The sequence below is a fragment of the Anaerobacillus sp. 63XJN7_4_ISO-PGPR-S23-413 genome (assembly GCF_056173725.1).
In genome coordinates this window covers 2,804,961-2,825,815 of sequence record NZ_CM149688.1, presented here as the reverse complement: position 1 = coordinate 2,825,815, position 20,855 = coordinate 2,804,961, and the positions used below count along the sequence as shown (strand labels likewise).

The 20,855-nt window shown below is 38.8% G+C and carries 22 protein-coding genes; 19 read left to right on the top strand and 3 right to left on the bottom strand.

From position 1 onward, the window contains the following. Window positions 1–253: 253 nt before the first annotated feature. From AC0VYO_RS14970 to AC0VYO_RS14935, 8 genes are read left to right on the top strand one after another with little or no spacing between them, the layout of a single operon-like run. The gene (locus AC0VYO_RS14970) at window positions 254–769 is read left to right on the top strand and encodes a YqeG family HAD IIIA-type phosphatase (RefSeq protein WP_194219481.1); all 516 of its coding nucleotides are present in this window, start codon (window positions 254–256) and stop codon (window positions 767–769) included. Between the two features lie 2 nt (window positions 770–771). Beyond that, a complete protein-coding gene (gene yqeH, locus AC0VYO_RS14965; RefSeq protein ID WP_475365526.1) occupies window positions 772–1,881 on the top strand; it encodes a ribosome biogenesis GTPase YqeH in 1,110 nt (369 codons plus the stop codon). Window positions 1,882–1,891: 10 nt separating this feature from the next. Next, the gene (gene aroE, locus AC0VYO_RS14960; protein WP_430244160.1) at window positions 1,892–2,731 is read left to right on the top strand and encodes a shikimate dehydrogenase; all 840 of its coding nucleotides are present in this window, start codon (window positions 1,892–1,894) and stop codon (window positions 2,729–2,731) included. Further along, window positions 2,731–3,021, top strand: coding sequence for a ribosome assembly RNA-binding protein YhbY (gene yhbY / locus AC0VYO_RS14955; protein ID WP_475365525.1), 291 nt, complete (start codon window positions 2,731–2,733; stop codon window positions 3,019–3,021). Before aroE ends, yhbY begins: the two co-directional genes overlap by 1 nt. Further along, window positions 3,021–3,611, top strand: coding sequence for a nicotinate-nucleotide adenylyltransferase (locus AC0VYO_RS14950; protein ID WP_475367766.1), 591 nt, complete (start codon window positions 3,021–3,023; stop codon window positions 3,609–3,611). Before yhbY ends, AC0VYO_RS14950 begins: the two co-directional genes overlap by 1 nt. Further along, on the top strand, window positions 3,598–4,164 hold the full coding sequence (yqeK, locus tag AC0VYO_RS14945; protein ID WP_194219486.1) for a bis(5'-nucleosyl)-tetraphosphatase (symmetrical) YqeK: 567 nt from the start codon (window positions 3,598–3,600) through the stop codon (window positions 4,162–4,164). The genes AC0VYO_RS14950 and yqeK overlap by 14 nt, the downstream gene beginning before the upstream one ends. 20 nt (window positions 4,165–4,184) lie before the next feature. Further along, complete coding sequence (rsfS, locus tag AC0VYO_RS14940; protein ID WP_194219487.1) at window positions 4,185–4,538, top strand: ribosome silencing factor; 354 nt, start codon at window positions 4,185–4,187, stop codon at window positions 4,536–4,538. A gap of 1 nt (window position 4,539) precedes the next feature. After that, window positions 4,540–5,268 (top strand): class I SAM-dependent DNA methyltransferase, encoded by a 729-nt coding sequence (locus tag AC0VYO_RS14935; RefSeq protein WP_475369069.1) that lies wholly within the window; start codon window positions 4,540–4,542, stop codon window positions 5,266–5,268. An 87-nt stretch (window positions 5,269–5,355) separates the two neighbouring features. On the opposite strand, the gene comER is transcribed toward AC0VYO_RS14935, so the two are convergent. After that, entirely contained in the window at window positions 5,356–6,192 is an 837-nt protein-coding gene (gene comER / locus AC0VYO_RS14930; protein ID WP_475365523.1) for a late competence protein ComER, read from the bottom strand. Window positions 6,193–6,293: 101 nt separating this feature from the next. Here comER and AC0VYO_RS14925 point away from each other — a divergent pair, with 101 nt between their 5' ends. The 3 genes from AC0VYO_RS14925 to AC0VYO_RS14915 all read left to right on the top strand — a co-directional run bounded on the left by AC0VYO_RS14925 (window position 6,294) and on the right by AC0VYO_RS14915 (window position 9,848). After that, on the top strand, window positions 6,294–6,935 hold the full coding sequence (locus AC0VYO_RS14925; RefSeq protein ID WP_430244165.1) for a helix-hairpin-helix domain-containing protein: 642 nt from the start codon (window positions 6,294–6,296) through the stop codon (window positions 6,933–6,935). A 67-nt stretch (window positions 6,936–7,002) separates the two neighbouring features. After that, window positions 7,003–7,566, top strand: coding sequence for a ComE operon protein 2 (locus tag AC0VYO_RS14920; RefSeq protein WP_194219491.1), 564 nt, complete (start codon window positions 7,003–7,005; stop codon window positions 7,564–7,566). Further along, window positions 7,566–9,848: a DNA internalization-related competence protein ComEC/Rec2 gene (locus AC0VYO_RS14915; protein ID WP_475367765.1), complete on the top strand. Its 2,283-nt coding sequence runs from the start codon at window positions 7,566–7,568 to the stop codon at window positions 9,846–9,848. The genes AC0VYO_RS14920 and AC0VYO_RS14915 overlap by 1 nt, the downstream gene beginning before the upstream one ends. Window positions 9,849–9,873: 25 nt before the next feature. Here AC0VYO_RS14915 and AC0VYO_RS14910 read toward each other — a convergent pair whose 3' ends face one another. Beyond that, a complete protein-coding gene (locus AC0VYO_RS14910) occupies window positions 9,874–10,005 on the bottom strand; it encodes a YqzM family protein (protein WP_194219493.1) in 132 nt (43 codons plus the stop codon). 403 nt (window positions 10,006–10,408) lie between these two features. Here AC0VYO_RS14910 and holA point away from each other — a divergent pair, with 403 nt between their 5' ends. After that, entirely contained in the window at window positions 10,409–11,431 is a 1,023-nt protein-coding gene (gene holA, locus AC0VYO_RS14905) for a DNA polymerase III subunit delta (RefSeq protein ID WP_430244171.1), read from the top strand. A 44-nt stretch (window positions 11,432–11,475) separates the two neighbouring features. Here holA and rpsT read toward each other — a convergent pair whose 3' ends face one another. Continuing rightward, a complete protein-coding gene (gene rpsT, locus AC0VYO_RS14900) occupies window positions 11,476–11,742 on the bottom strand; it encodes a 30S ribosomal protein S20 (protein ID WP_194219495.1) in 267 nt (88 codons plus the stop codon). Between the two features lie 156 nt (window positions 11,743–11,898). Here rpsT and gpr point away from each other — a divergent pair, with 156 nt between their 5' ends. The 7 genes from gpr to dnaK all read left to right on the top strand — a co-directional run bounded on the left by gpr (window position 11,899) and on the right by dnaK (window position 20,552). Next, complete coding sequence (gene gpr / locus AC0VYO_RS14895; protein WP_430244173.1) at window positions 11,899–13,017, top strand: GPR endopeptidase; 1,119 nt, start codon at window positions 11,899–11,901, stop codon at window positions 13,015–13,017. 67 nt (window positions 13,018–13,084) lie between these two features. Next, window positions 13,085–13,435, top strand: coding sequence for a DUF3679 domain-containing protein (locus AC0VYO_RS14890; protein ID WP_430244175.1), 351 nt, complete (start codon window positions 13,085–13,087; stop codon window positions 13,433–13,435). A 248-nt stretch (window positions 13,436–13,683) separates the two neighbouring features. Further along, window positions 13,684–15,516: a translation elongation factor 4 gene (lepA, locus tag AC0VYO_RS14885; RefSeq protein ID WP_194219497.1), complete on the top strand. Its 1,833-nt coding sequence runs from the start codon at window positions 13,684–13,686 to the stop codon at window positions 15,514–15,516. Window positions 15,517–15,619: 103 nt separating this feature from the next. Further along, complete coding sequence (hemW, locus tag AC0VYO_RS14880; RefSeq protein WP_194219650.1) at window positions 15,620–16,762, top strand: radical SAM family heme chaperone HemW; 1,143 nt, start codon at window positions 15,620–15,622, stop codon at window positions 16,760–16,762. A gap of 220 nt (window positions 16,763–16,982) precedes the next feature. Next, window positions 16,983–18,023: a heat-inducible transcriptional repressor HrcA gene (gene hrcA, locus AC0VYO_RS14875; protein ID WP_226614406.1), complete on the top strand. Its 1,041-nt coding sequence runs from the start codon at window positions 16,983–16,985 to the stop codon at window positions 18,021–18,023. Window positions 18,024–18,115: 92 nt separating this feature from the next. Continuing rightward, complete coding sequence (grpE, locus tag AC0VYO_RS14870; protein WP_194219499.1) at window positions 18,116–18,688, top strand: nucleotide exchange factor GrpE; 573 nt, start codon at window positions 18,116–18,118, stop codon at window positions 18,686–18,688. A 31-nt stretch (window positions 18,689–18,719) separates the two neighbouring features. After that, window positions 18,720–20,552 carry a molecular chaperone DnaK gene (gene dnaK / locus AC0VYO_RS14865; protein ID WP_194219500.1) on the top strand — a complete coding sequence of 611 codons (1,833 nt, stop codon included), beginning with the start codon at window positions 18,720–18,722 and terminating at the stop codon, window positions 20,550–20,552. Window positions 20,553–20,855 lie beyond the last annotated feature (303 nt).

Here is a 20,855-nt window from a genome sequence, read left to right as displayed (position 1 = left end):
AACAACCGTTCCGTTATCCACAGTGAAGAGTGGATAATTTGTGGGTATCATGTTTATATCTTAGTCATTCACAATGATTTAATGGTTTGTTTATGTTAATAATGTTATCCACATATTTTGTGAATGACATAATGTGTCGAAAAATTTTGATTTTATTATTTTGTTTTCATTTTGTTCATTCGTAAGTTAATAGTTGTACGAGGTGAAAATATTGATACAATAGGGATGTCACTAATAGTAGGAGTGTTGCAATTTGCTAAATAAGTTTTTACCAAATGAACATGTACAAGACATCTTTCAAATAAGCCCAGAATTATTGAAAGAGCGAGGCATTAAGGGCATTATTACTGATCTCGATAACACCCTTGTGGAATGGAATAGAGCTGACGCCACACCTAAGTTGCTAAAATGGTTTAAGCAAATGAGTGATGAGGGCATTCTCGTTACCATTGTTTCGAATAATAATAAGACAAGAGTAGAAAAGTTTGCCTCACCAGTTGAGGTGCCATTTATATATGAAGCTCGAAAACCGATGACTAAAGCTTTTCGGAAAGCGTTGAAGGATATGAATCTTAGCGCAGATGATACTGTAGTTATTGGAGATCAAATTTTCACGGATGTGGTCGGAGGAAATCGCATGGGCCTTCATACAATTCTTGTCGTGCCAGTTGCAAGCACAGATGGGTTCTTTACGAAATTCAATCGAAAAATAGAAAGCATTTTCCTTACCTGGATGAAACGAAAAGGGAAGATAAATTGGGAGGAATAAGTTTGGACAACGAACAAATTATTTGCGCCGGATGCGGTGTACACATTCAAACAGAAGACAAAAACGTACTTGGCTATGCACCACCGTCTGCACTTAATCGAGACGTCATTATATGTCAGCGTTGTTTTCGTTTAAAGCACTATAATGAAATTCAAGACGTTTCTTTAACAGATGATGACTTTTTGAAAATACTAAATGAAATTAGCCAAACGGATGCTCTTATCGTCAAGATTGTCGATATCTTCGATTTTAATGGAAGTTGGCTTCCTGGTATTCAGAGATTCGCAGGAGGAAATCCTGTTTTATTAGTTGGAAACAAAGTAGATTTGTTGCCCAAGTCAGTAAACAAATCAAAGTTAGTAAAGTGGATGCAAACAAGCGCCAAAGAGAATGGACTAAAGCCTGCTGATGTCATGTTAATGAGTGCAGAAAAAGGCGATAGCGTTATGGATGTAGCAGGTGAAATTGATCGCTTGAGAGATGGAAAAGATGTTTATATAATTGGCTGTACAAATGTTGGTAAATCAACTTTTGTAAATCAACTTATACAAGAGTTTGGCGGAGATGAAGAGCAAATGATTACAACAAGTCAGTTTCCAGGTACAACACTTGACTTGATTGATATTCCGCTTGATGATGGAAACACATTATATGACACTCCAGGTATTATTAATCATCATCAGATGGCACACTTTGTCAACGCTGAGGAATTAAAAGTGATTAGTCCAAAGAAAGAAATTAAGCCTAAAGTATTTCAGTTAAATGAAGGACAAACGCTGTTTTTCGGTGGACTTGCACGCCTTGATTTTGTTGAGGGCGGAAGACAGTCTTTTATTTGTCATGTGTCAAATGATCTCTATATCCATCGTACAAAAATTGAGAAGGCTGATGATCTTTATGATGAGCATCTAGGAGAACTTCTTTATCCTCCAGGATATCAGTCAAAGAAAGAGCTGCCTGCTCTAGTTGGTCATGAACTCCGGATCAAAGAGGAAAAGATGGATATCGTTTTTTCAGGTCTAGGATGGGTAACCGTATCCGGTAAAGGAACAACTGTGAAAGCATATGCACCTGAAGGAGTAGGCGTGTCTATTAGAAAATCACTCATCTAGGAGGCAGATAATGGGGAAGTTATATGGACTGATTGGTCATCCTATAGGACATTCGATGTCACCGGTCATGCATAACGGTGAATTTAAAGAGCTTGGTTTATCGCATCATTACCATGCATTTGATCTATCGCCAGAACAGCTGGAAGATGGTGTGGATGCAATGAAAATGCTTGATATTCAAGGTTTCAATGTGACCATTCCACACAAAGTCGCCATTATTCCATTACTAGATGAGGTGGAGCAAGAAGCTATTGATATTGGTGCGGTTAATACGGTTTATAAGCGTGATGGTAAATATATCGGTACGAACACTGATGGATCAGGTTATTTACTTTCGTTGCTCACTTTGATTGGAGAAAAAAACTTGAGCGGAAAGAAAATCCTTGTTATTGGTGCTGGAGGCGCTGCTCGAGCAGTTGCTGTTTCTGTTTCCCAATCCGAGGTGGCATCTTTAACGATTGCCAATCGAACACTTGAGAAAGCAGAAGAGCTATCAAAATTATGTCAACATTACAGCGTGGCAAATGCTATAACGCTATCTGAAGCAGAGACTTCATTGGGACAGTTCGATATCGTTATTAATACAACGTCTATTGGTATGAGCCCTCACCTTGATCGAATGCCAATATCACTTGAACATATAAGATCAGGTACGGTTGTTAGTGATTTGATTTATAATCCACTAGAAACAAAATGGATGAAGCTTGCAAAATCAAAAGGCGCAGTCACTGATAATGGCATCTCGATGTTTGTTGAACAGGGGGCGCTTGCATTTGAAAAGTGGACAGGAGTCTCGCCTGATCGGAAACGAATGCGAAATACGGTTTTAAAAGAGCTAGGAGGATATTAATGTTAACAGGAAAACAAAAGCGTTTCTTACGCGCAAAAGCTAATCGTCTAAACCCTATTTTCCAAGTAGGAAAAGGTGGCGTGAATGAGAATATGACAAAACAAATTGAAGAAGCATTAGAGGTTAGAGAGCTTATTAAAATAAGCATTCTTCAAAATTGTGACGAAGATCGCAATACAGTTGGGGAACAACTATCAACTGAAACAGGGGCGGAGCTCGTACAAATTATTGGGAATATGGTTGTTTTGTATAAAGAATCAGAAGAGAATAAAGAAATTATTCTTCCATAATGACTGTTGAGAAAAAATTAAGAGTCGGCCTACTCGGTGGAACATTTGACCCCCCTCATCTCGGTCATCTTACCATTGCGCAAGGGGTGCTCGAAACTTGCCAAATGGATGAAATTTGGTTTATGCCAAGTCATCGACCTCCACATAAAAATGGTAGTCATATTACTGATAATCATCACCGTGTGAAGATGGTACAGTTGGCAATAGAGGGGAACCCTTACTTTAAGCTTTCTTTAATCGAATTTGAACGTAATGATCGATCCTATACAATTGATACAATTGAAATATTGAAAGAAAATTATCCTAATATCGATTTTTATTTTATCATTGGTGGAGATATGATTGAGGATCTCCCCAATTGGAATCGAATTGATGAGTTGTCTTCGATGATTTCATTTGTAGGAGTAAATCGACCTGGGTATGATCCAGATAAAGAACGTTACAATGTTTCTGTTATAGACGTTCCTCAAATCGATGTTTCTTCAAGTGAATTAAGAGACGATTTACGCCATAGAAAGAGTGGACGGTACTTGCTTCCAGAAGCCGTCCGAACTTTTATTGAAGAGAAGGGATTATATGAATCGAACTGAAGCGTTAAAGTTAGTTGAGCCTCATTTAACTGAGCATCGCTACGTTCATACTGTTGGAGTAACGGATACTGCAATTGAGCTTGCAGAAAAATATGGCGCAGATCGTCAAAAGACAGAAATTGCGGCTATTTTTCATGATTATGCTAAGTTTCGTCCAAAGGATGAAATGCGCCAGGTTATTATTGATCAAGGATTTCCTGAAGATTTGCTGGAGTATTCGCCTGAACTCTGGCACGCTCCAGTTGGAGCTTATTTAGTACGTTGTGAGATAGGGATTGAGGATGAAGAAATTCTAAATGCCATCAAATATCATACTTCAGGTCGTCCTGAAATGACATTAATGGAAAAATGTGTGTTTATAGCTGATTACATTGAACCAGGACGGTCATTTCCTGGTGTAGATGAGGTCAGAGAAATGGTTCAACAAGATCTCGATCAAGCTATTGCGTTGTCTCTCAGGAACACTGTGCAGTTTCTAATGAAGAAGAATCAACCCGTTTATCCGGCGACGTTCTTAACATATAACAGCATTGTAAAATCATTGAACGCCTGAGAAGAATTGGAGGAAACAATATGAATGAAAACCAAATGATTAACCTTGCTGCAAAAGCAGCCGATGATAAAAGAGCTGAAGATATTGTAGCCCTTAATATGAATGGAGTTTCTTTAATTGCAGATTACTTCTTGATTTGTCACGGGAATTCAGAGAAGCAAGTTCAAGCTATTGCAAAAGAGGTTAAAGACCAGGCATTAGAGCAAGGTATGGATGTGAAGAGGCTTGAGGGATATGACCAAGCGAGATGGGTTCTTGTTGATTTAGGGAACGTCATTGTCCATATTTTTCATAAAGATGAGCGCAACTATTATAATCTTGAGAAATTATGGGGCGATGCACCGCATTTAAGCCTTGAAGAAATTCTGGCATAATATGCAATCGTATGAACGCTTTTCTTATGTTTACGATCGTTTGATGGAAGAAGCTCCTTATGAGAAATGGTCTGCTCTTGTTAAAGGGGAATTGTCTCATGGTCGTATTTTGGATTTAGGATCTGGTACTGGAGAATGTTCAATTAGACTTGCGTCAGCGGGATATGATGTTACTGCAGTGGATCTTTCAGAACATATGCTTTCCGTGGCGCAAGATAAAGCACTAAAATACAATCTTCCTTTAAACCTGCTCCAACAAGATATGAGAGAACTTGATACTGGTGAAACGTACGACATAGTAACGATTTTTTGTGATTCTTTGAACTATGTCACAGATAAAAATGGTGTTCAAGATTCTTTTCGAAGCATTTATAAGCATTTAAAACCAGGTGGGGTTTTGTTATTTGATGTTCACTCTCTTCACAAAATGGAAAACCATTTTGTTGGTCATACTTTTGCGAGTAGTGAAGATGACATTTCTTATATATGGAATAGTTATGCCGGGGAAGAAGAGGGATCTGTTGAGCATGAATTAAGCTTTTTTGTAGAAAATGAAGAAGGTCTCTATGAACGATTTGATGAGCTTCATTTTCAAAGAACGTTCCAAACGGATGATTATATAGCCTGGTTAACAGAGGTAGGCTTTTCAAATATTTCAGTAACAGCTGACTTTACTGAGCTAGCTCCAACTCCTACATCTGAGCGCCTGTTTTTTAGAGCTGTGAAATGAAAAAAGAGTGATTTCAATTGAAATCACTCTTTTTTTATTTGGTTAAAGGAAACGGCTAAGTTTTGACGAATGAACTTTAAGTAGTTATTATTTTTGTCTCGATTCTTCCTTGAATTGAATTTTAATTCCTTCGCGATCTTCATCAAATTTTTTATGAGTGCTCTGTATTAAATGACGAAACATCTCTCCAGTTTCCGCTTCGAGAACTTTCAACCCTTCTCCAGTTACGCCTCCTTTTACAGTTACTTTTCTCTGCAATGTTTCAAGTGAAAAATAATCTTTTTCAAGAAGCTTCCCCATCCCGATCAGCATTTCAGTAGCCAAAATGGAAGCCTGTTCATTTGATATGTCTGTTTCAGCTACTGCTCCTTCGATGAACTGTTGGATCAAGTAACTTAGAAAAGCAGGACCACAACTGACAATATCAGATGAAACTCTAGTGATTTCTTCTTCTGTTTCGATCGGCGTTGAAATTTGTGACATGAGGTAAAGCAATTTCACTTTATTTGCTTCAGAACACTGACTGCTGAATGTTACGAGTGAAGCGCCGCTTAGGGCCCTGTTTGTAATGCTTGGGATGGCTCTTGCAACATCACATGGAACAAACGATTGGAGTTCACTCACCTTAATTGGACTTGTGATGGAAACAACAAGATGCTGGGGTTTAAGTCCAGGTCGAATTTTCTTTAAGAGTGGGAAATACTCATGTGGCTTTACACAAACAAAGATCATATCAGATTTTTTCACTACTTCTTCTGCGCTTCTCACAAGGTTTAACGAAGGGTACTGCCTTTTTAATGTTGCCGCTTTTTCGATTGATCGATTTACTATTGTGAGATGGGAAGGTATTACGGCGCACGAATCAATAAAGGAAGAAATAAGAATTGTCCCCATATTGCCGGTACCAATTACACCGATTTTCAATTTACTCCCCCTCCTTCCATACTCATTTCTCCTACAACATATGTATGAAAGTCTAAATATATGTTTAAGACCATGAAACATTAGAAAGGTATGAGAGAAGAATGAAGTATTTTCGAAATTTAACTGTTCGTGAAAAAGTAATTCTTTCTATTCTGGCCGTTTCGGTTGGTATTAGTTTCCTCTTTTATTTTAATGTATTTGCAGAAAATCAAGACAATCTCTCATTTGATCATGCGCTTTTAGAAAGTGAAGGTGGTGAACTCCAAGAAACAAAAGAAACGGTTGTAGAGAAGCCGGATGAAGTAGTTAGTGTCGTACTGGTAGACGTGAAAGGAGCTGTAGTAGCGCCAGGCGTGTATGAAATAAATAGCAATGGGCGCGTAAAGGATGTCATTAAAAAAGCTGGAGGATTTCTTGAAGATGCCGATCAGGTTCAGCTGAACTTAGCAAGCAAAGTAGTGGATGAAATGGTCATTTATGTACCAATAGTTGGGGAAGTGACATCTAGTTCAGTTAGTTCAGTTAGTGAGAAGCCAAGTGTTGAATCACAGCTCGTTTCAATTAATTCAGCTGATTTAAATGAGCTTCAAAAACTGCCGGGGATAGGTCCTGCCAAGGCTGAAGCAATTGTCCAATTTCGAGAAGACAATGGTAGTTTTACTGCAATAGAAGAATTGATGAATATCAGTGGGATCGGGGAGAAAACGTTTGAGAAATTAAAGGATTTGATTACGGTTCAATGAGATAGATTGACGAGACAGTTTATTTAGATCAAACTAATAGAAGATAAAAGACATTGGGGGGAGAACCTTGGAACGCATTTCGTGGGATCAATATTTTATGGCGCAAAGCCATTTACTTGCACTTAGGAGCACATGCACTCGTTTAACTGTAGGGGCAACAATTGTGAGGGATAAGCGTATGATTGCTGGCGGATATAATGGATCTGTGTCAGGTGGGGTGCATTGTATTGATGAAGGATGTTACGTCATTGATAATCATTGTGTTCGTACCATTCATGCTGAAATGAATGCAATTATACAATGTGCTAAATTTGGTGTGCAAACAACTGATGCTGAAATTTATGTTACTCATTTTCCCTGTCTCAACTGCTGTAAAGCAATTATACAGGCTGGAATTAAAACGGTCATCTACGCTGAGAATTATAAAAATCATCCTTATGCGATTGAATTATTTGAGGATGCAGGAGTAAGTGTTAGACAAGTTGAGCTGGAAGAAATGATTTTGGATACAAATAGTCAAGAGAAACTTGATTTAACGGCTGATTTGTTAAGAAAAGTATCTGATGCTGGACTCGATCCAACAGAAGTAAAACCTTTATATGAGAAAGCTTCAAAACTATACGGCATGTAATGAAAGGGAATTTGTGGGTCATAGCAGCTGCTGCATTCATTGGCGTAATGAGTGTCAATTTTTCAGGCGCCTTTTTTGTATTATTTGTAGTATTACTATGGTTATGGAAGGGCAAGCGAAAGCTATTAATGCTGTTAGTTTGCCTAACCTGCATTCTTTTCTTTAGTTATACAGTTATTGTGAATGTTTTTAATGTAACATCCTTAAAGGAAGGGCCAAGTAATATTCTAGGAACCATTTCGTCAATACCAGAAATTGATGGCGATTTTATGTCATTTGAACTAAAGACTGAAAAAGAGAAATTGAAGGTCAATTATTATATCTCCTCTATACAAGAAAAAAATGAAGTAGAGCAATTAGAAGTTGGTTATACATGTTACCTTTCTGGGTCGCTAGAGCCTCCATCCCCTCTCAGAGTTCCCTCTTTATTTGATTATGAGCGTTATCTTTATTACCAAAACATTCATTGGATTTATGAACTAAAATCAAAGCCTGAATGTCACAAATTATCAAAGTCATTTTTTTCTTTAGTTCAGCAATCTCGTCAAAATGTTTTATCGACCATTGTTTCAGAATACCCAGCCCGCCTTCATGGATTGGCTGCTTCTTTGTTAATAGGCGAACGAAGCCTATTACCAGATGAAGTTGAGGAAGCTTATCAAGTTTTAGGATTAAGTCATGTTCTGGCTGTTTCGGGGTTACACGTTGGCGTTGTGGGAGGGGTGTTCTTTTGGTTATGTATCCGTTTAGGACTAACCAGAGAAAAAGCGTATACTTCACTCATTGCATTTTATCCGATTTATATGACTCTAACAGGATGTGCTCCTTCTGTTATGAGAGCTTCATTAATGGCTATGCTAGTTGTCATCAGCTTACGGCTAAAGTTAAATGTCAATCCGCTTGATGGTGTTTCATTCGCTTGTGTGGTTATTTTATCTGTAAACCCATATTACGCCTACCATATTGGATTTCAGCTTTCTTTTCTCATTGCGTTTGCTTTAATTGTTTCTTCCAAATCGATCATTAATCGTTCAACTCATCCATTCGCTCAGCTTCTTTCTCTTTCTGTTATCCCTCAAATTATTTCATTCCCCGTTGTTATTTATCACTTTCATCAAATTTCCATTCTAAGTCTTGGATTAAACCTCATATATGTTCCAATTATTTCAGTCATTGTATTACCAGGTTTGATGCTTACCTTTCTATTGCATTTCCTCCACTTACATTTTCTTTTTCAATTTATTTCTGAAATTCTCGTTTTTTTTATAGATCATATTCATACTTTCTTTGTATTTATTGCAGGTAAGGATACGATTGTTGTATTCGGGAAAATATCAGCCATAACGCTAATTGTCTCATTAGGCGTAAGTATTGGTATTTTGCTTTTGTGGGAGCGTGGAAATGTTCTCTTAGGCGGAACTTTGTGGAGTGTATTTTGCATCGTATTATACGTTATGCCTTATTTGAATCCATATGGAGAAGTGTCGTTTATTGACGTGGGTCAAGGAGATAGTATATTAATTACATTGCCTTTTCAAAGGCAGGTCATCTTAATTGATACAGGAGGAAGACCGATGTATGGCAATGAGGAAGAGTGGCGAAAAAGAGCTTCATCATTTGATATAGGGGGTGATGTAGTCCTTCCATATATCAAGTCTAAAGGAATTCGTGCCGTTGATTTGTTAATTTTGACACATGGGGATTATGATCATGCGGGGGGAGCCAAGGAGTTGCTTGAAGGGGTCTCTGTAAGAAGGTTATTACTCGATCACAGCACAGAACAAACGGCATTAGAAAAAGAGTTGATTCATATTGCGAAAGAAGGGGGGACCACTATTTCTTTAGCGGAGGCGGGGCAATCCTGGTCTCTGAATGACGCTCGATTTACAATTTTTCAGGCTTTAGAGAAAGCAGAAGAGAACGACGGTAGCATTATACTTCATGCACGATTAGGCGGATATAGTTGGCTATTTACAGGAGATCTGGAAGAAGAGGGAGAACGTCGATTGCTTTCAAGTGGTTACCTCAAAGAAATCGATGTACTAAAAGTAGGGCATCATGGAAGCCCTACATCCAGCTCTAAAGAGTTTATTGAGCATTTATCACCTGAGCTTTCGATTATTTCAGTAGGTGTAAATAATCGATATGGTCATCCAAACGAAGAGGTTTTGAAAAGGTATGAAGAACTTCATATTCCAGTCCTCAGAACAGATGAGAATGGTACGGTGAGATACATCTTTAGAAACAACAAAATTGGAAGGTGGTCTGTGATGTTAAATTGAAAATAGACTGCCTGGGGCAGTCTATTTAGCCTAGCGCTTTAATAATTACAGCCGTGAAGAAAATGATGGAAAAGAATAAAAATGGTACTGCAAAGCCAACAGCTGATTGAACAGCGTCGTTCTCCTTAGCTTGAACATCTTTTTCGAACTCGTTCATTTGCCTTCCCTCCTGCTTCCCCAATAGTATTCACTGTTAACTACCTATGTAGTCTTTATGTAGGGGTTTTCCTTTAAATGTACATTTCAAACAATATTGTATCATGTATTATTCCTCATGTCTTTATTATCCATGAACTGTTTACGTTTTTAATGAACGTAATTTATGCGAAAAAATCACTCCCTTTCCTGTAAAGAGTTGTCACCCATACTTTAACTTTGCATAGGATATCCTATCTACTACACACCGAACATCGTTGCTTGGTAAGAGTCCTAGGCCTTACGGAGCAGCGTTTACTATAAATGGGAGGCTGGTTGTAGCAGCCGGCTTCCCTTTTCTACTTGCCAACTTTGTTGTCTGCTATTAGGATAGGAATGGACGAATAAAATCGAGGTGTACATAAATGTCCATTTCAGACTTAAAAAAGAAAATCAAACAGAACAAGTTAGATCCACTATATCTCTTAACAGGAACAGAAGCTTTCCTAATTGATGAGCTGCAAAAAATGATCATTGAACAGGCACTACCTGAAGAGGAAAGAGAATTTGGACTTGCTTATTATGATCTAAACGAAACCCCCGTACAAGCTGCCGTAGAAGATGCTGAAACGCTGCCGTTTCTCGGGGAGAAACGGGTGATAATAGTAAAGAATCCTTTGTTTTTAACAGCTGCTAGGGACAAAAGCAAAGTTGAGCATGATCTTGATTCCCTTCAACGATATGCTGAAAACCCTTCTCCTTTTACGATACTCATAATTGAAGCACCTTATGAAAAGCTGGATGAGAGAAAAAAATTGGTAAAATCAATTAAGAAAGCAGGAGCCTTTGTGAAAGCTGAGGCTTTACAAGAAAGTCATCTTGGGGACTGGCTTCAGCAACGAGCAAAAGAGAATGGTGTTACATTTGACCAGGAAGGTGAAGAGAGGCTTGTTCAATTAACAGGTAGTCATTTGATGTTATTGCAGCAGGAAATTGATAAAATGGCTCTATACGTTGGTGAGGGTGGAGTTGTCAATGCGGAGGTTGTTGATCTCCTTGTTGCAAGAACATTAGAAAATGATATTTTTGCGCTAATAGACCGGATTGTTAGAAAAGACCTAGATAAAGCCTTTCGTATTTTATATGATTTATTAAAAATAAATGAAGAACCAATCAAAATTCTTTCTTTAATCGGCAGGCAATTTCGAATTATATACCAGGTTAGTGAACTTTCTAAGCGAGGTTATGGTCAAAAGCAAATGGCTTCGACACTTAAATTGCATCCTTACGCGGTTAAAATTGCACAGCAGCAAAGTCGAAGTTTTCATGAAGAAAAGTTGCGTTTTATTCTAGACCAAATCGCAGAATCGGATTATGAAATGAAAACAGGTAGAATGGATAAAAAACTTATTCTTGAATTGTTAGTTACTAAAATTAAAAACACATAAAAAAGCTGTTGGGTTGCCCCAACAGCTTTTAACGTTTTAAGGAATTACGCTGAAATCTCGTTGTACATTTTAGTTAGACGAGATTTTTTACGTGCTACTGTGTTTCTATGAATGATTCCTTTATCAGCAGCTTTGTCGATGCGCTTAGAAGCTTGGTTAAGAGCTGTTTTCGCAGCTTCAACGTCTTTTGCTTCAACTTTCGCTTCAAAAGTCTTGATTGCAGAACGCATTTCAGATTTGAAAGCGAGGTTATTAGCGCGACGATCAGATTGAGTTCTAACGCGTTTAACCGCAGATTTAATATTTGGCATACCTTTCACCTCCTTGCAAGGCTTAACAATTCCATGTCATATCCGTGCATAGAACAAGAAACATTCTATCAAATAGCACAATGAATTGCAATAGAGAATGAAAACCTTATTTCAGGGTTACGCTAACATGTAACAGATAGAATGAGAGGTGATCTGATGGGATTCGTTGATCTAGAAAAATATCAGGTGAGAACAGATCTTGCGGTTGAAGCGCAAGAAATGGTGAAAGAGAAAAAAGCAAAAAGCATGAAAGAAGATAAGCCTGATGGGCTTAAAGGCGTTATTGTGAAAGAAAGAAATGAAAAGGGAGTAAATATTACAACCGTTGAAGTGACAGAAGAGGGTGAGAAAGAGATAGGAAAAAAAGCTGGTCATTATCTTACCTTCGAGGTACAGGGAATTCGTCGAAAAGACTCTGCTCTTCAACAAACCGTTCAGGATGTCTTTGCTCATGAATTTGCGGCTTTCCTTAAACAACAAAATATTGCGAAAGAAGCGAGTTGTCTTATTGTTGGGCTGGGTAATTGGAATGTTACCCCAGATTCACTAGGGCCATTAGTTGTTTCAAATCTGCTCATTACAAACCACTTATTTGAGCTTCAACCAGAAACCGTTTCAGAAGGGTTTCGCCCTGTAAGCGCAATTACTCCAGGTGTTATGGGGGTAACAGGAATTGAAACGAGCGATATTATACATGGGGTTATCGAAAAAGCTAAGCCAGACTTCGTGATTGCAATAGATGCGCTTGCTTCAAGATCAATCGAGCGTGTAAATACAACTATACAAATTTCTGATACAGGAATCCATCCTGGTTCGGGTGTAGGAAATAAGCGTAAGGAGCTAAGCTTTGATACCCTCGGCATACCAGTAATAGCGATTGGCATACCAACAGTTGTTGACGCTGTCTCTATAACGAGTGATACGATTGATTTTATTTTGAAACATTTTGGAAGAGAGTTGAAGGAAAAAGGAAAGCCATCGAAATCATTAGCTCCTGCAGGAATGACTTTCGGAGAAAGAAAAACATATACAGAGGATGATCTCCCTGATGCAGAGAAAAGACAAACATTTCTTGGCATGATTGGGACGCTAGAAGATGAAGAAAAACGTAATTTAATCCGAGAGGTTCTTGCTCCTATGGGACACAACTTAATGGTTACACCTAAAGAAGTAGATGTTTTTATAGAAGATATGGCGAATGTCATATCTGGAGGGCTTAATAGCTGCCTTCATGGGGAAGTAAACCAACAAAATAGTGGAATGTATACCCATTGAGTATATTTTGGTTTTTTTTGCATAGGTATTACTGAAGGACGAGCTATTTCAGGAAGGGGCCAAAGTGATGGCATCTTTTTTTCTTAAATGTTTTCTTCTTGTTACATTGCTTTTATTTGGTGTGCTTCTTGGAATGGAACAAGCTTCTAGAAATATGAATTATATGCAGGATCATGAGAGTACTGGAGCTTTTCAAATCAAGACTGCATCCAATGGTGTTGAAGCTGAAATTTTAGGAACATCCATTACACAAAGCGATCTCCAAAATAAACAAGAAACGTTAGAAGGTGCAAATGAGTTTAATGTGCTAGGAGACCTCGGTTCAAAGCTTAGTAACTGGTTATCAGCATTAATCAAATCCCTTTTAGCGTTTGTATTCACATTAATTACGACAGTTCTTTCCTTTTTTCAATCATAAAGGTCGCATTTGCGGCCTTTTTTAAATTATTGGCTATGTAAAAAATCGAGAATCGAAAGTATAAGCTTAGTTATTCTATATTATTTGAGTCTCGAAAGGTAACAGAGTGTTATTCTTTCTTGTGAAAAAGAGAGGAATTTCTAAGAGAAATTCATAGTCTATGTAAATGGGCGGATTCCGGATTGAATCTGGACAGCGGTATTGCTATAATCTATACTAGCGTAGTTTCGCCTTAGGAGTGATTGTAGATGAACCTTGAAGAAAAATTGAAAAGACAGTCCAGGATTCGAAATTTTTCCATTATTGCTCATATCGACCATGGAAAATCGACTCTTGCAGACCGCATTTTAGAACGGACAGGTGCGTTAACTGACCGTGAAATGAAAGCTCAAACGCTCGATGCGATGGATCTCGAACGTGAAAGAGGAATTACGATTAAACTGAATTCTGTTCAGCTTACTTATACAGCGAAAGATGGAGAAGAGTACATTTTTCATTTAATCGATACACCAGGACATGTCGACTTCTCTTATGAAGTATCTAGGAGCCTGGCAGCTTGTGAAGGAGCATTATTAATTGTTGATGCAGCACAGGGAATTGAAGCTCAAACGCTAGCGAACGTTTACCTTGCTCTTGATAATGATTTAGAAATCCTTCCAGTTATTAATAAGATCGATTTACCGAGTGCTGAGCCTGAACGAGTGAGGCAAGAAGTAGAAGATGTAATTGGATTGGATGCTTCTGACGCAGTGCTTGCTTCAGCTAAGTCTGGAATTGGTATAGAAGACATTCTAGAACAGATTGTGGAGAAAGTACCCGCGCCACAAGGAGATCCTGAAGGGCCGCTTCAAGCGCTTATCTTTGATTCTCTTTATGATCCATATAGGGGAGTAGTTGCTTATATTCGAATAACAGAGGGATCTGTTAAGGTCGGCGATAAGATCCGTATGATGGCGACAGGTAAAGAATTTGAAGTAAATGAGCTTGGCGTGTTTAATCCTAAGCCGGTATCTAAGAAAGAACTTTCTGTCGGCGATGTTGGTTTCCTTACTGCAGCGATTAAGAATGTGGGAGATTCTCGTGTAGGGGATACAATTACAGCTGTGAAAAATCCTGCTGCAACTCCTCTGCCTGGTTATCGGAGAATGAATCCAATGGTATACTGTGGTCTTTATCCAGTAGACTCAGCGCAATACAATGATCTCCGCGAGGCTCTTGAACGTCTTGAGTTAAACGATTCTTCGCTTCAATACGAAGCAGAAACATCTCAGGCACTCGGCTTTGGTTTCCGCTGTGGTTTCCTTGGACTTCTTCATATGGAAATCGTGCAGGAGCGGATTGAACGAGAATTTAACATTGATTTGATTACGACGGCTCCGAGTGTTATTTATCAAGTTAAACTAACAGACGGAGAAGAAGTGATTATCGATAACCCTGCAATGATGCCTGATGCGCAATCTATTGCGGAAGTGCAAGAACCATATGTAAAGGCGACAATTATGTCACCTAATGATTATGTCGGTGCTATTATGGAATTATGTCAGGGTAAACGCGGTGACTTTATCGATATGCAATATATGGATGAAAGTCGTGTGAATATTGTCTATCATATTCCTCTTTCCGAAATTGTTTATGATTTCTTTGATCAATTGAAGTCAAGTACGAAAGGCTATGCGTCCTTCGACTACGAATTAATTGGGTATAGAGCTTCAAATCTTGTTAAAATGGACATTCTTCTTAATGGTGAGACAATTGATGCTCTATCCATTATCGTTCACAGAGACTTTGCCTATGACCGTGGTAAAGACATTACTGAGACATTGAAAGACCTTATCCCAAGACAGCAATTTGAAGTCCCGATTCAGGCTTCTATTGGACAGAAAATTGTTGCCCGTTCTACAATCAAAGCTATGCGTAAAAACGTACTAGCAAAATGTTACGGTGGAGATATTTCTCGTAAGCGTAAGCTTCTTGAAAAACAAAAAGAAGGTAAGAAACGAATGAAAACGGTAGGTAAAGTAGAAGTGCCTCAAGAAGCATTTATGGCTGTCCTCCGTCAGGATAACACGAAGAATAATTAAGGTGCTTTAGTTGAAGTGCTGAGTTGATTTTTATACTATGTAGGTTAGAAGACCGCAGAGCGTTTCTGCGGTCTTTACATTATGCCAGAAAGCAGTGATTGAAATGGTTAACGCTGTTTATTTACACATTCCGTTCTGTGACTATATATGCCACTATTGTGATTTTAATAAAGTTTTTATGCAAGGTCAGCCTGTGGATGACTATTTAGCTCATATGGATACTGAAATGAAAAATACATTGGAGCGATTCCCGACCAATCGAATAGACACAATATTTGTAGGTGGAGGAACACCTACAGCATTAAACGAAGCGCAGCTTGAGCGCTTTTTAAAAGACGTTCAAGAACGCTTTGGTCCGTATGTATCCGAGCACCTCGAGTTTTCAATGGAGGCAAATCCTGGGAGTGTCACACCTGAGAAGCTTCGAATTATGAAGAAGTACGGTGTGAATCGATTAAGTATCGGAGCTCAGGCATTCCAAGATACGCTTCTAAACAAGCTTGGCAGAGGTCATTCCGTTGAAGAAATCGGAGAAATTGTTCAGATGGCTCAGAGTGAGGGCTTTGTTAACCTCTCACTGGATCTGATGTTTGGATTACCAGAACAAACTATTGAACAATTCTCAGAGTCGATTACAAAAGCAATTGAATTAGGGATTACTCATATTTCTTCTTATTCCTTGCAGGTAGAGAAGAAAACAGTGTTTTATAACAAATGGCGTAAAGGAGAATTACCTCTTCCAACGGAAGAAGCTGAAGCTGATATGTATGAGCTTCTAATGAAACGCCTTGAGGAAGCTGGTCTTTTGCAGTATGAGATTAGTAACTTCGCAAAGCCTGGATACGAGAGCCGACACAACATAACGTACTGGAAGAATAATGAGTACTATGGAATAGGTGCGGGTGCTCACAGCTATATTGATGGGGTACGACGAGCAAATGCTGGTCCGCTTAAGCAATATATGACTAAAATAGATGAGAACAAGTTTCCGTATATGGATGACAATGTTCTAACGAAAAACGAACGAATGGAAGAAGAAATGTTTATGGGCCTTCGAATGAGAGAGGGCGTTTCAAAAGAGACGTTTAAGTATAAATTTAATCAGTCGATTGAGGAAGTTTTTAGTGAACAAATTGAAAAGTTAGTCCGAAGCGACCTCTTGAAAGATACTGGATCACATATTGCATTGACAGAGCAAGGCTTCTTTTTAGGCAATGAAGTATTTCAAGAATTTCTTGCTATCTAGTGACATCGTTGTCAATTATGCCCTTAGGTTGTTAACTAAGGTAGTGATGGTGGTCTTCAGAGTACCCCGATAAAGCGATAATTAAGAGCCTTTCTATTGTTGGAAATGTTTAGTCACAATAATGATTAACGTAATGATTGACAACTAAAATAAGTTTCTGTTACCTTATTAATAGATTTAGCACTCGGCACATTAGAGTGCTAACAGAGGTGATGAGGAGATGTTAACAGAACGTCAACTATTCATTTTGCAGTTATTGATTAATGACTACATTCAAACGGCTGAGCCTGTTGGATCACGCACGATTTCCAAGCGTGAAGATGTGACATTCAGTTCTGCAACCATTCGTAATGAACTTGCGGACCTTGAAGAGATGGGCTACATCGAGAAGACACATAGTTCTTCTGGAAGAGTACCTTCTGAAAAGGGATATCGTTTTTATGTTGATCATCTTCTGTCTCCACCTGTGCTTTCGAAAAAAGATGTGAATAACATTCATTCTCTTTTTGCAGAGAGAATGGTGGAAGTAGAGAAAGTGATTCAACAATCTGCTGGAATACTTTCAGAGCTAACTCAATATACGTCCATTATTCTTGGACCTGAAGTATTTGAAACGAAACTTCGACAAATTCAGATCATTCCCTTGTCAAAGGATACGGCCGTTGTGATTTTGGTAGCTGACAGTGGACATGTCGAGAACCGAACAATGCAAATCCCGCCTTCGGTCAGTATGTCTGATATTGAAAAAGTTGTGAACATCATGAATGAACGCTTGAAGGACGTTCCACTAATCTCCTTGAAGTCGACAATGATGAAAGAAATGGCAACTGTCTTAAAGAAACATATTGAAAATTATAATCAGGTTAATACAATGCTTGAAAATCTTTTTCTCTATACCAATGCTGAAAAAGTGTATTACGGAGGCAAGACTAATATTCTGACCCAACCTGAATTCAAAGATATTGATAAAGTCAGGTTGTTACTTAATACATTTGAACAAGAAGACGTTATGTATAACATACTTCGACCTGAGAAAAATGGAATTGAAGTTAAAATTGGTCAGGAAAATGATCTTGAGGCGATGCAGCATTGTAGCATCGTAACCGCCGACTATTTCATAGAAGGCAAGCGAATGGGCTCTATCGCTTTGCTTGGCCCGACTAGAATGGAATATCATCGTTCAATGAGTATTCTTGGTTTTCTAGCAAATGATCTTACTCGAACCTTGACCGATCGATATCAAAGTTTCAAACACTGGTAAATTGGTAATAGTGAAGAAGGTGGGAGAAACATTTCTTCCATCCTTTTCTATGGGAGAAAGATTTGTTATATTTCGTTAGGGAGGTGAAATTCGTGGAAAAGCAAAACAGTCATCAAGAGGAAGAAGAACTTCTAACTGAAGAGGAAGAGAATCTTGAGCAAAATGCTGAAGAGAATGATGAACCTGAAGTGATTGAAGTATCTGAAACCAATGAAAATGAAGAGCTTGAGAACTTGCAACAGCAGGTTGAAGAGCTTGAGAATAAATATATGCGCACTCAGGCAGAATACGATAACTTCCGCCGCAGAACGCGTGAAGAACGAAATGCAGATGCAAAATACCGTTCTCAAAAATTAGCTGAAGGGTTACTCCCAGCTATGGATAATTTCGAACGTGCACTAGCTGTTCAAAGCGATAGTGAGCAAGTAACGTCATTGCTTACCGGAATGGAAATGGTGTATCGTCAGTTGAAAGAGGCACTTGCTAATGAAGGTGTCGAAGAAATTGGTTCTGTAGGAGAAGCATTCAACCCGCATCTCCATCAGGCTGTCATGCAGGTTGAATCAGATGAACATGATTCAGATGTGGTTGTAGAGGTCTTACAAAAAGGCTATCAACTAAACGATCGCGTCCTTCGACCAGCAATGGTAAAGGTAAGCTCTTAACTACATATTAAGAAATAGGAGGTAGAATGTAATGAGTAAAATTATCGGTATTGACTTAGGTACAACAAACTCTTGTATTGCAGTAATGGAAGGCGGAGAAGCTACCGTTATCCCGAACCCGGAAGGTAGCCGTACAACTCCATCTGTCGTTGCATTTAAAGATGAAGAACGTCTAGTAGGTGAAGTTGCGAAGCGTCAAGCAATCACAAACCCAAACACAATTCAATCCATTAAGCGTCATATGGGTACTGATCATAAAGAAGACGTTGAGGGTAAATCATTTTCTCCTCAAGAAATTTCTGCGATCATTCTTCAGAAGCTAAAATCTTACGCTGAAGATTATCTTGGTGAAGGCGTTGAAAAAGCGGTTATTACAGTGCCTGCTTACTTTAACGATGCTGAGCGTCAAGCAACAAAAGATGCTGGTAAAATCGCTGGACTTGAAGTAGAGCGTATTGTAAACGAACCAACTGCTGCAGCGCTTGCTTACGGTCTTGATAAAGAAGATGAAGATCAAACAATCCTAGTATTTGACCTTGGTGGCGGTACTTTTGACGTATCAATCCTTGAACTTGGCGGAGGCGTATTTGAAGTTAAGTCTACTGCTGGTGATAACCGTCTTGGTGGTGACGACTTTGACCAAGTTATTATCGATCATCTAGTAGCTGAATTTAAGAAAGATACTGGTGTTGACCTAGGTCAGGATAAGATGGCACTTCAACGTTTGAAAGATGCTGCTGAAAAAGCGAAGAAAGATCTTTCAGGTGTAGCACAAACTCAAATTTCTCTTCCATTTATCACAGCGGATGCTTCAGGTCCTAAACACCTTGAGCTTAACCTAACTCGTGCTAAATTCGAAGAGCTTTCTGCAAATCTTGTAGAGCGTACAATGGCACCTACTCGTCAGGCTCTTAAAGATGCTGGAATGTCACCATCTGAACTTGATAAAGTAATTCTTGTTGGTGGATCTACTCGTATTCCTGCAGTACAAGATGCGATTAAGAAAGAAACAGGACAAGATCCACACAAAGGCGTTAACCCTGATGAAGTCGTTGCACTTGGTGCAGCAATTCAAGCTGGTGTTATTGCTGGAGATGTGAAAGACGTTGTTCTTCTTGACGTAACTCCACTTTCTCTTGGTATTGAAACAATGGGTGGCGTATTTACGAAGCTTATCGAGCGTAATACAACGATCCCAACTAGTAAGTCACAGACTTTCTCAACTGCAGCTGATAACCAACCTTCAGTTGACATTCATGTTCTTCAAGGTGAGCGCGAAATGGCTCAGTATAACAAGACTCTTGGTCGCTTCCAGCTGACTGATATTCCTCCAGCACCACGAGGAACTCCGCAAATCGAAGTATCATTTGATATCGACAAAAACGGTATCGTGAACGTTCGCGCGAAGGATCTTGGTACGAATAAAGAACAGTCTATTACAATCAAATCTTCAAGCGGTCTTTCAGATGACGAAATTGAAAACATGGTGAAAGACGCTGAAGCTAACGCTGAAGAAGATAAGCAGCGTCGTGAAGAAGTTGAAACACGTAACGAAGCTGATCAGCTCGTATTCACTACTGATAAAACTCTAAAAGACCTTGAAGGTCAAGTAGAGGAAGAAGAAGTGACAAAAGCTAATGAAGCAAAAGATAAAGTGAAAGCAGCTCTTGAAAATGATGACATTGAAGCAATTCGCACTGCGAAAGATGAGCTTCAAGAAATCGTTCAAGCCTTATCAATGAAAGTCTATGAGCAGGCTGCACAAGCTCAACAGGCTCAAGCTGGCGAAGAAGGCGGAGCTGAACAAGCAGATGATAACGTCGTTGATGCTGAGTATGAAGAGGTAGACGACGACAAAAAGTAAGAAGATGATACGAAAAAAAGTCAAAGTCAGGCGTATCTTGACTTTGACTTTTTTCGTTTAAAATGAAATGCAAACCATTCAATTCCATATAATACGTATGCTAAGAATGTTGTTTGCAGTTGAACAATAACTAATCACAGGTCACGTTTTCTCCATACTTGAAAAATTCTAAAAATCGGGTGGAAGCGACGTATCGTGGTAATATTCACCAATTAACTTTTGGGTTATTATCCAACTTTGCCCAATTTGCTATTAGCGTTCACTGGTGCTTACGATAGAGTATTGCAGAGCGTATAAACTCAA

What these genes read in the sequence shown, in the direction of transcription:
- aroE (WP_430244160.1), top strand. Translation starts at nt 1,892, where the DNA reads ATGGGGAAGTTATATGGACTGATTGGTCATCCTATAGGACATTCGATG.
- yhbY (WP_475365525.1), top strand. Translation starts at nt 2,731, where the DNA reads ATGTTAACAGGAAAACAAAAGCGTTTCTTACGCGCAAAAGCTAATCGT.
- AC0VYO_RS14950 (WP_475367766.1), top strand. Translation starts at nt 3,021, where the DNA reads ATGACTGTTGAGAAAAAATTAAGAGTCGGCCTACTCGGTGGAACATTT.
- yqeK (WP_194219486.1), top strand. Translation starts at nt 3,598, where the DNA reads ATGAATCGAACTGAAGCGTTAAAGTTAGTTGAGCCTCATTTAACTGAG.
- rsfS (WP_194219487.1), top strand. Translation starts at nt 4,185, where the DNA reads ATGAATGAAAACCAAATGATTAACCTTGCTGCAAAAGCAGCCGATGAT.
- AC0VYO_RS14935 (WP_475369069.1), top strand. Translation starts at nt 4,540, where the DNA reads ATGCAATCGTATGAACGCTTTTCTTATGTTTACGATCGTTTGATGGAA.
- AC0VYO_RS14925 (WP_430244165.1), top strand. Translation starts at nt 6,294, where the DNA reads ATGAAGTATTTTCGAAATTTAACTGTTCGTGAAAAAGTAATTCTTTCT.
- AC0VYO_RS14915 (WP_475367765.1), top strand. Translation starts at nt 7,566, where the DNA reads ATGAAAGGGAATTTGTGGGTCATAGCAGCTGCTGCATTCATTGGCGTA.
- AC0VYO_RS14910 (WP_194219493.1), bottom strand. Translation starts at nt 10,005, where the DNA reads ATGAACGAGTTCGAAAAAGATGTTCAAGCTAAGGAGAACGACGCTGTT.
- holA (WP_430244171.1), top strand. Translation starts at nt 10,409, where the DNA reads ATGTCCATTTCAGACTTAAAAAAGAAAATCAAACAGAACAAGTTAGAT.
- rpsT (WP_194219495.1), bottom strand. Translation starts at nt 11,742, where the DNA reads ATGCCAAATATTAAATCTGCGGTTAAACGCGTTAGAACTCAATCTGAT.
- gpr (WP_430244173.1), top strand. Translation starts at nt 11,899, where the DNA reads ATGGGATTCGTTGATCTAGAAAAATATCAGGTGAGAACAGATCTTGCG.
- AC0VYO_RS14890 (WP_430244175.1), top strand. Translation starts at nt 13,085, where the DNA reads ATGGCATCTTTTTTTCTTAAATGTTTTCTTCTTGTTACATTGCTTTTA.
- lepA (WP_194219497.1), top strand. Translation starts at nt 13,684, where the DNA reads ATGAACCTTGAAGAAAAATTGAAAAGACAGTCCAGGATTCGAAATTTT.
- hemW (WP_194219650.1), top strand. Translation starts at nt 15,620, where the DNA reads ATGGTTAACGCTGTTTATTTACACATTCCGTTCTGTGACTATATATGC.
- hrcA (WP_226614406.1), top strand. Translation starts at nt 16,983, where the DNA reads ATGTTAACAGAACGTCAACTATTCATTTTGCAGTTATTGATTAATGAC.
- dnaK (WP_194219500.1), top strand. Translation starts at nt 18,720, where the DNA reads ATGAGTAAAATTATCGGTATTGACTTAGGTACAACAAACTCTTGTATT.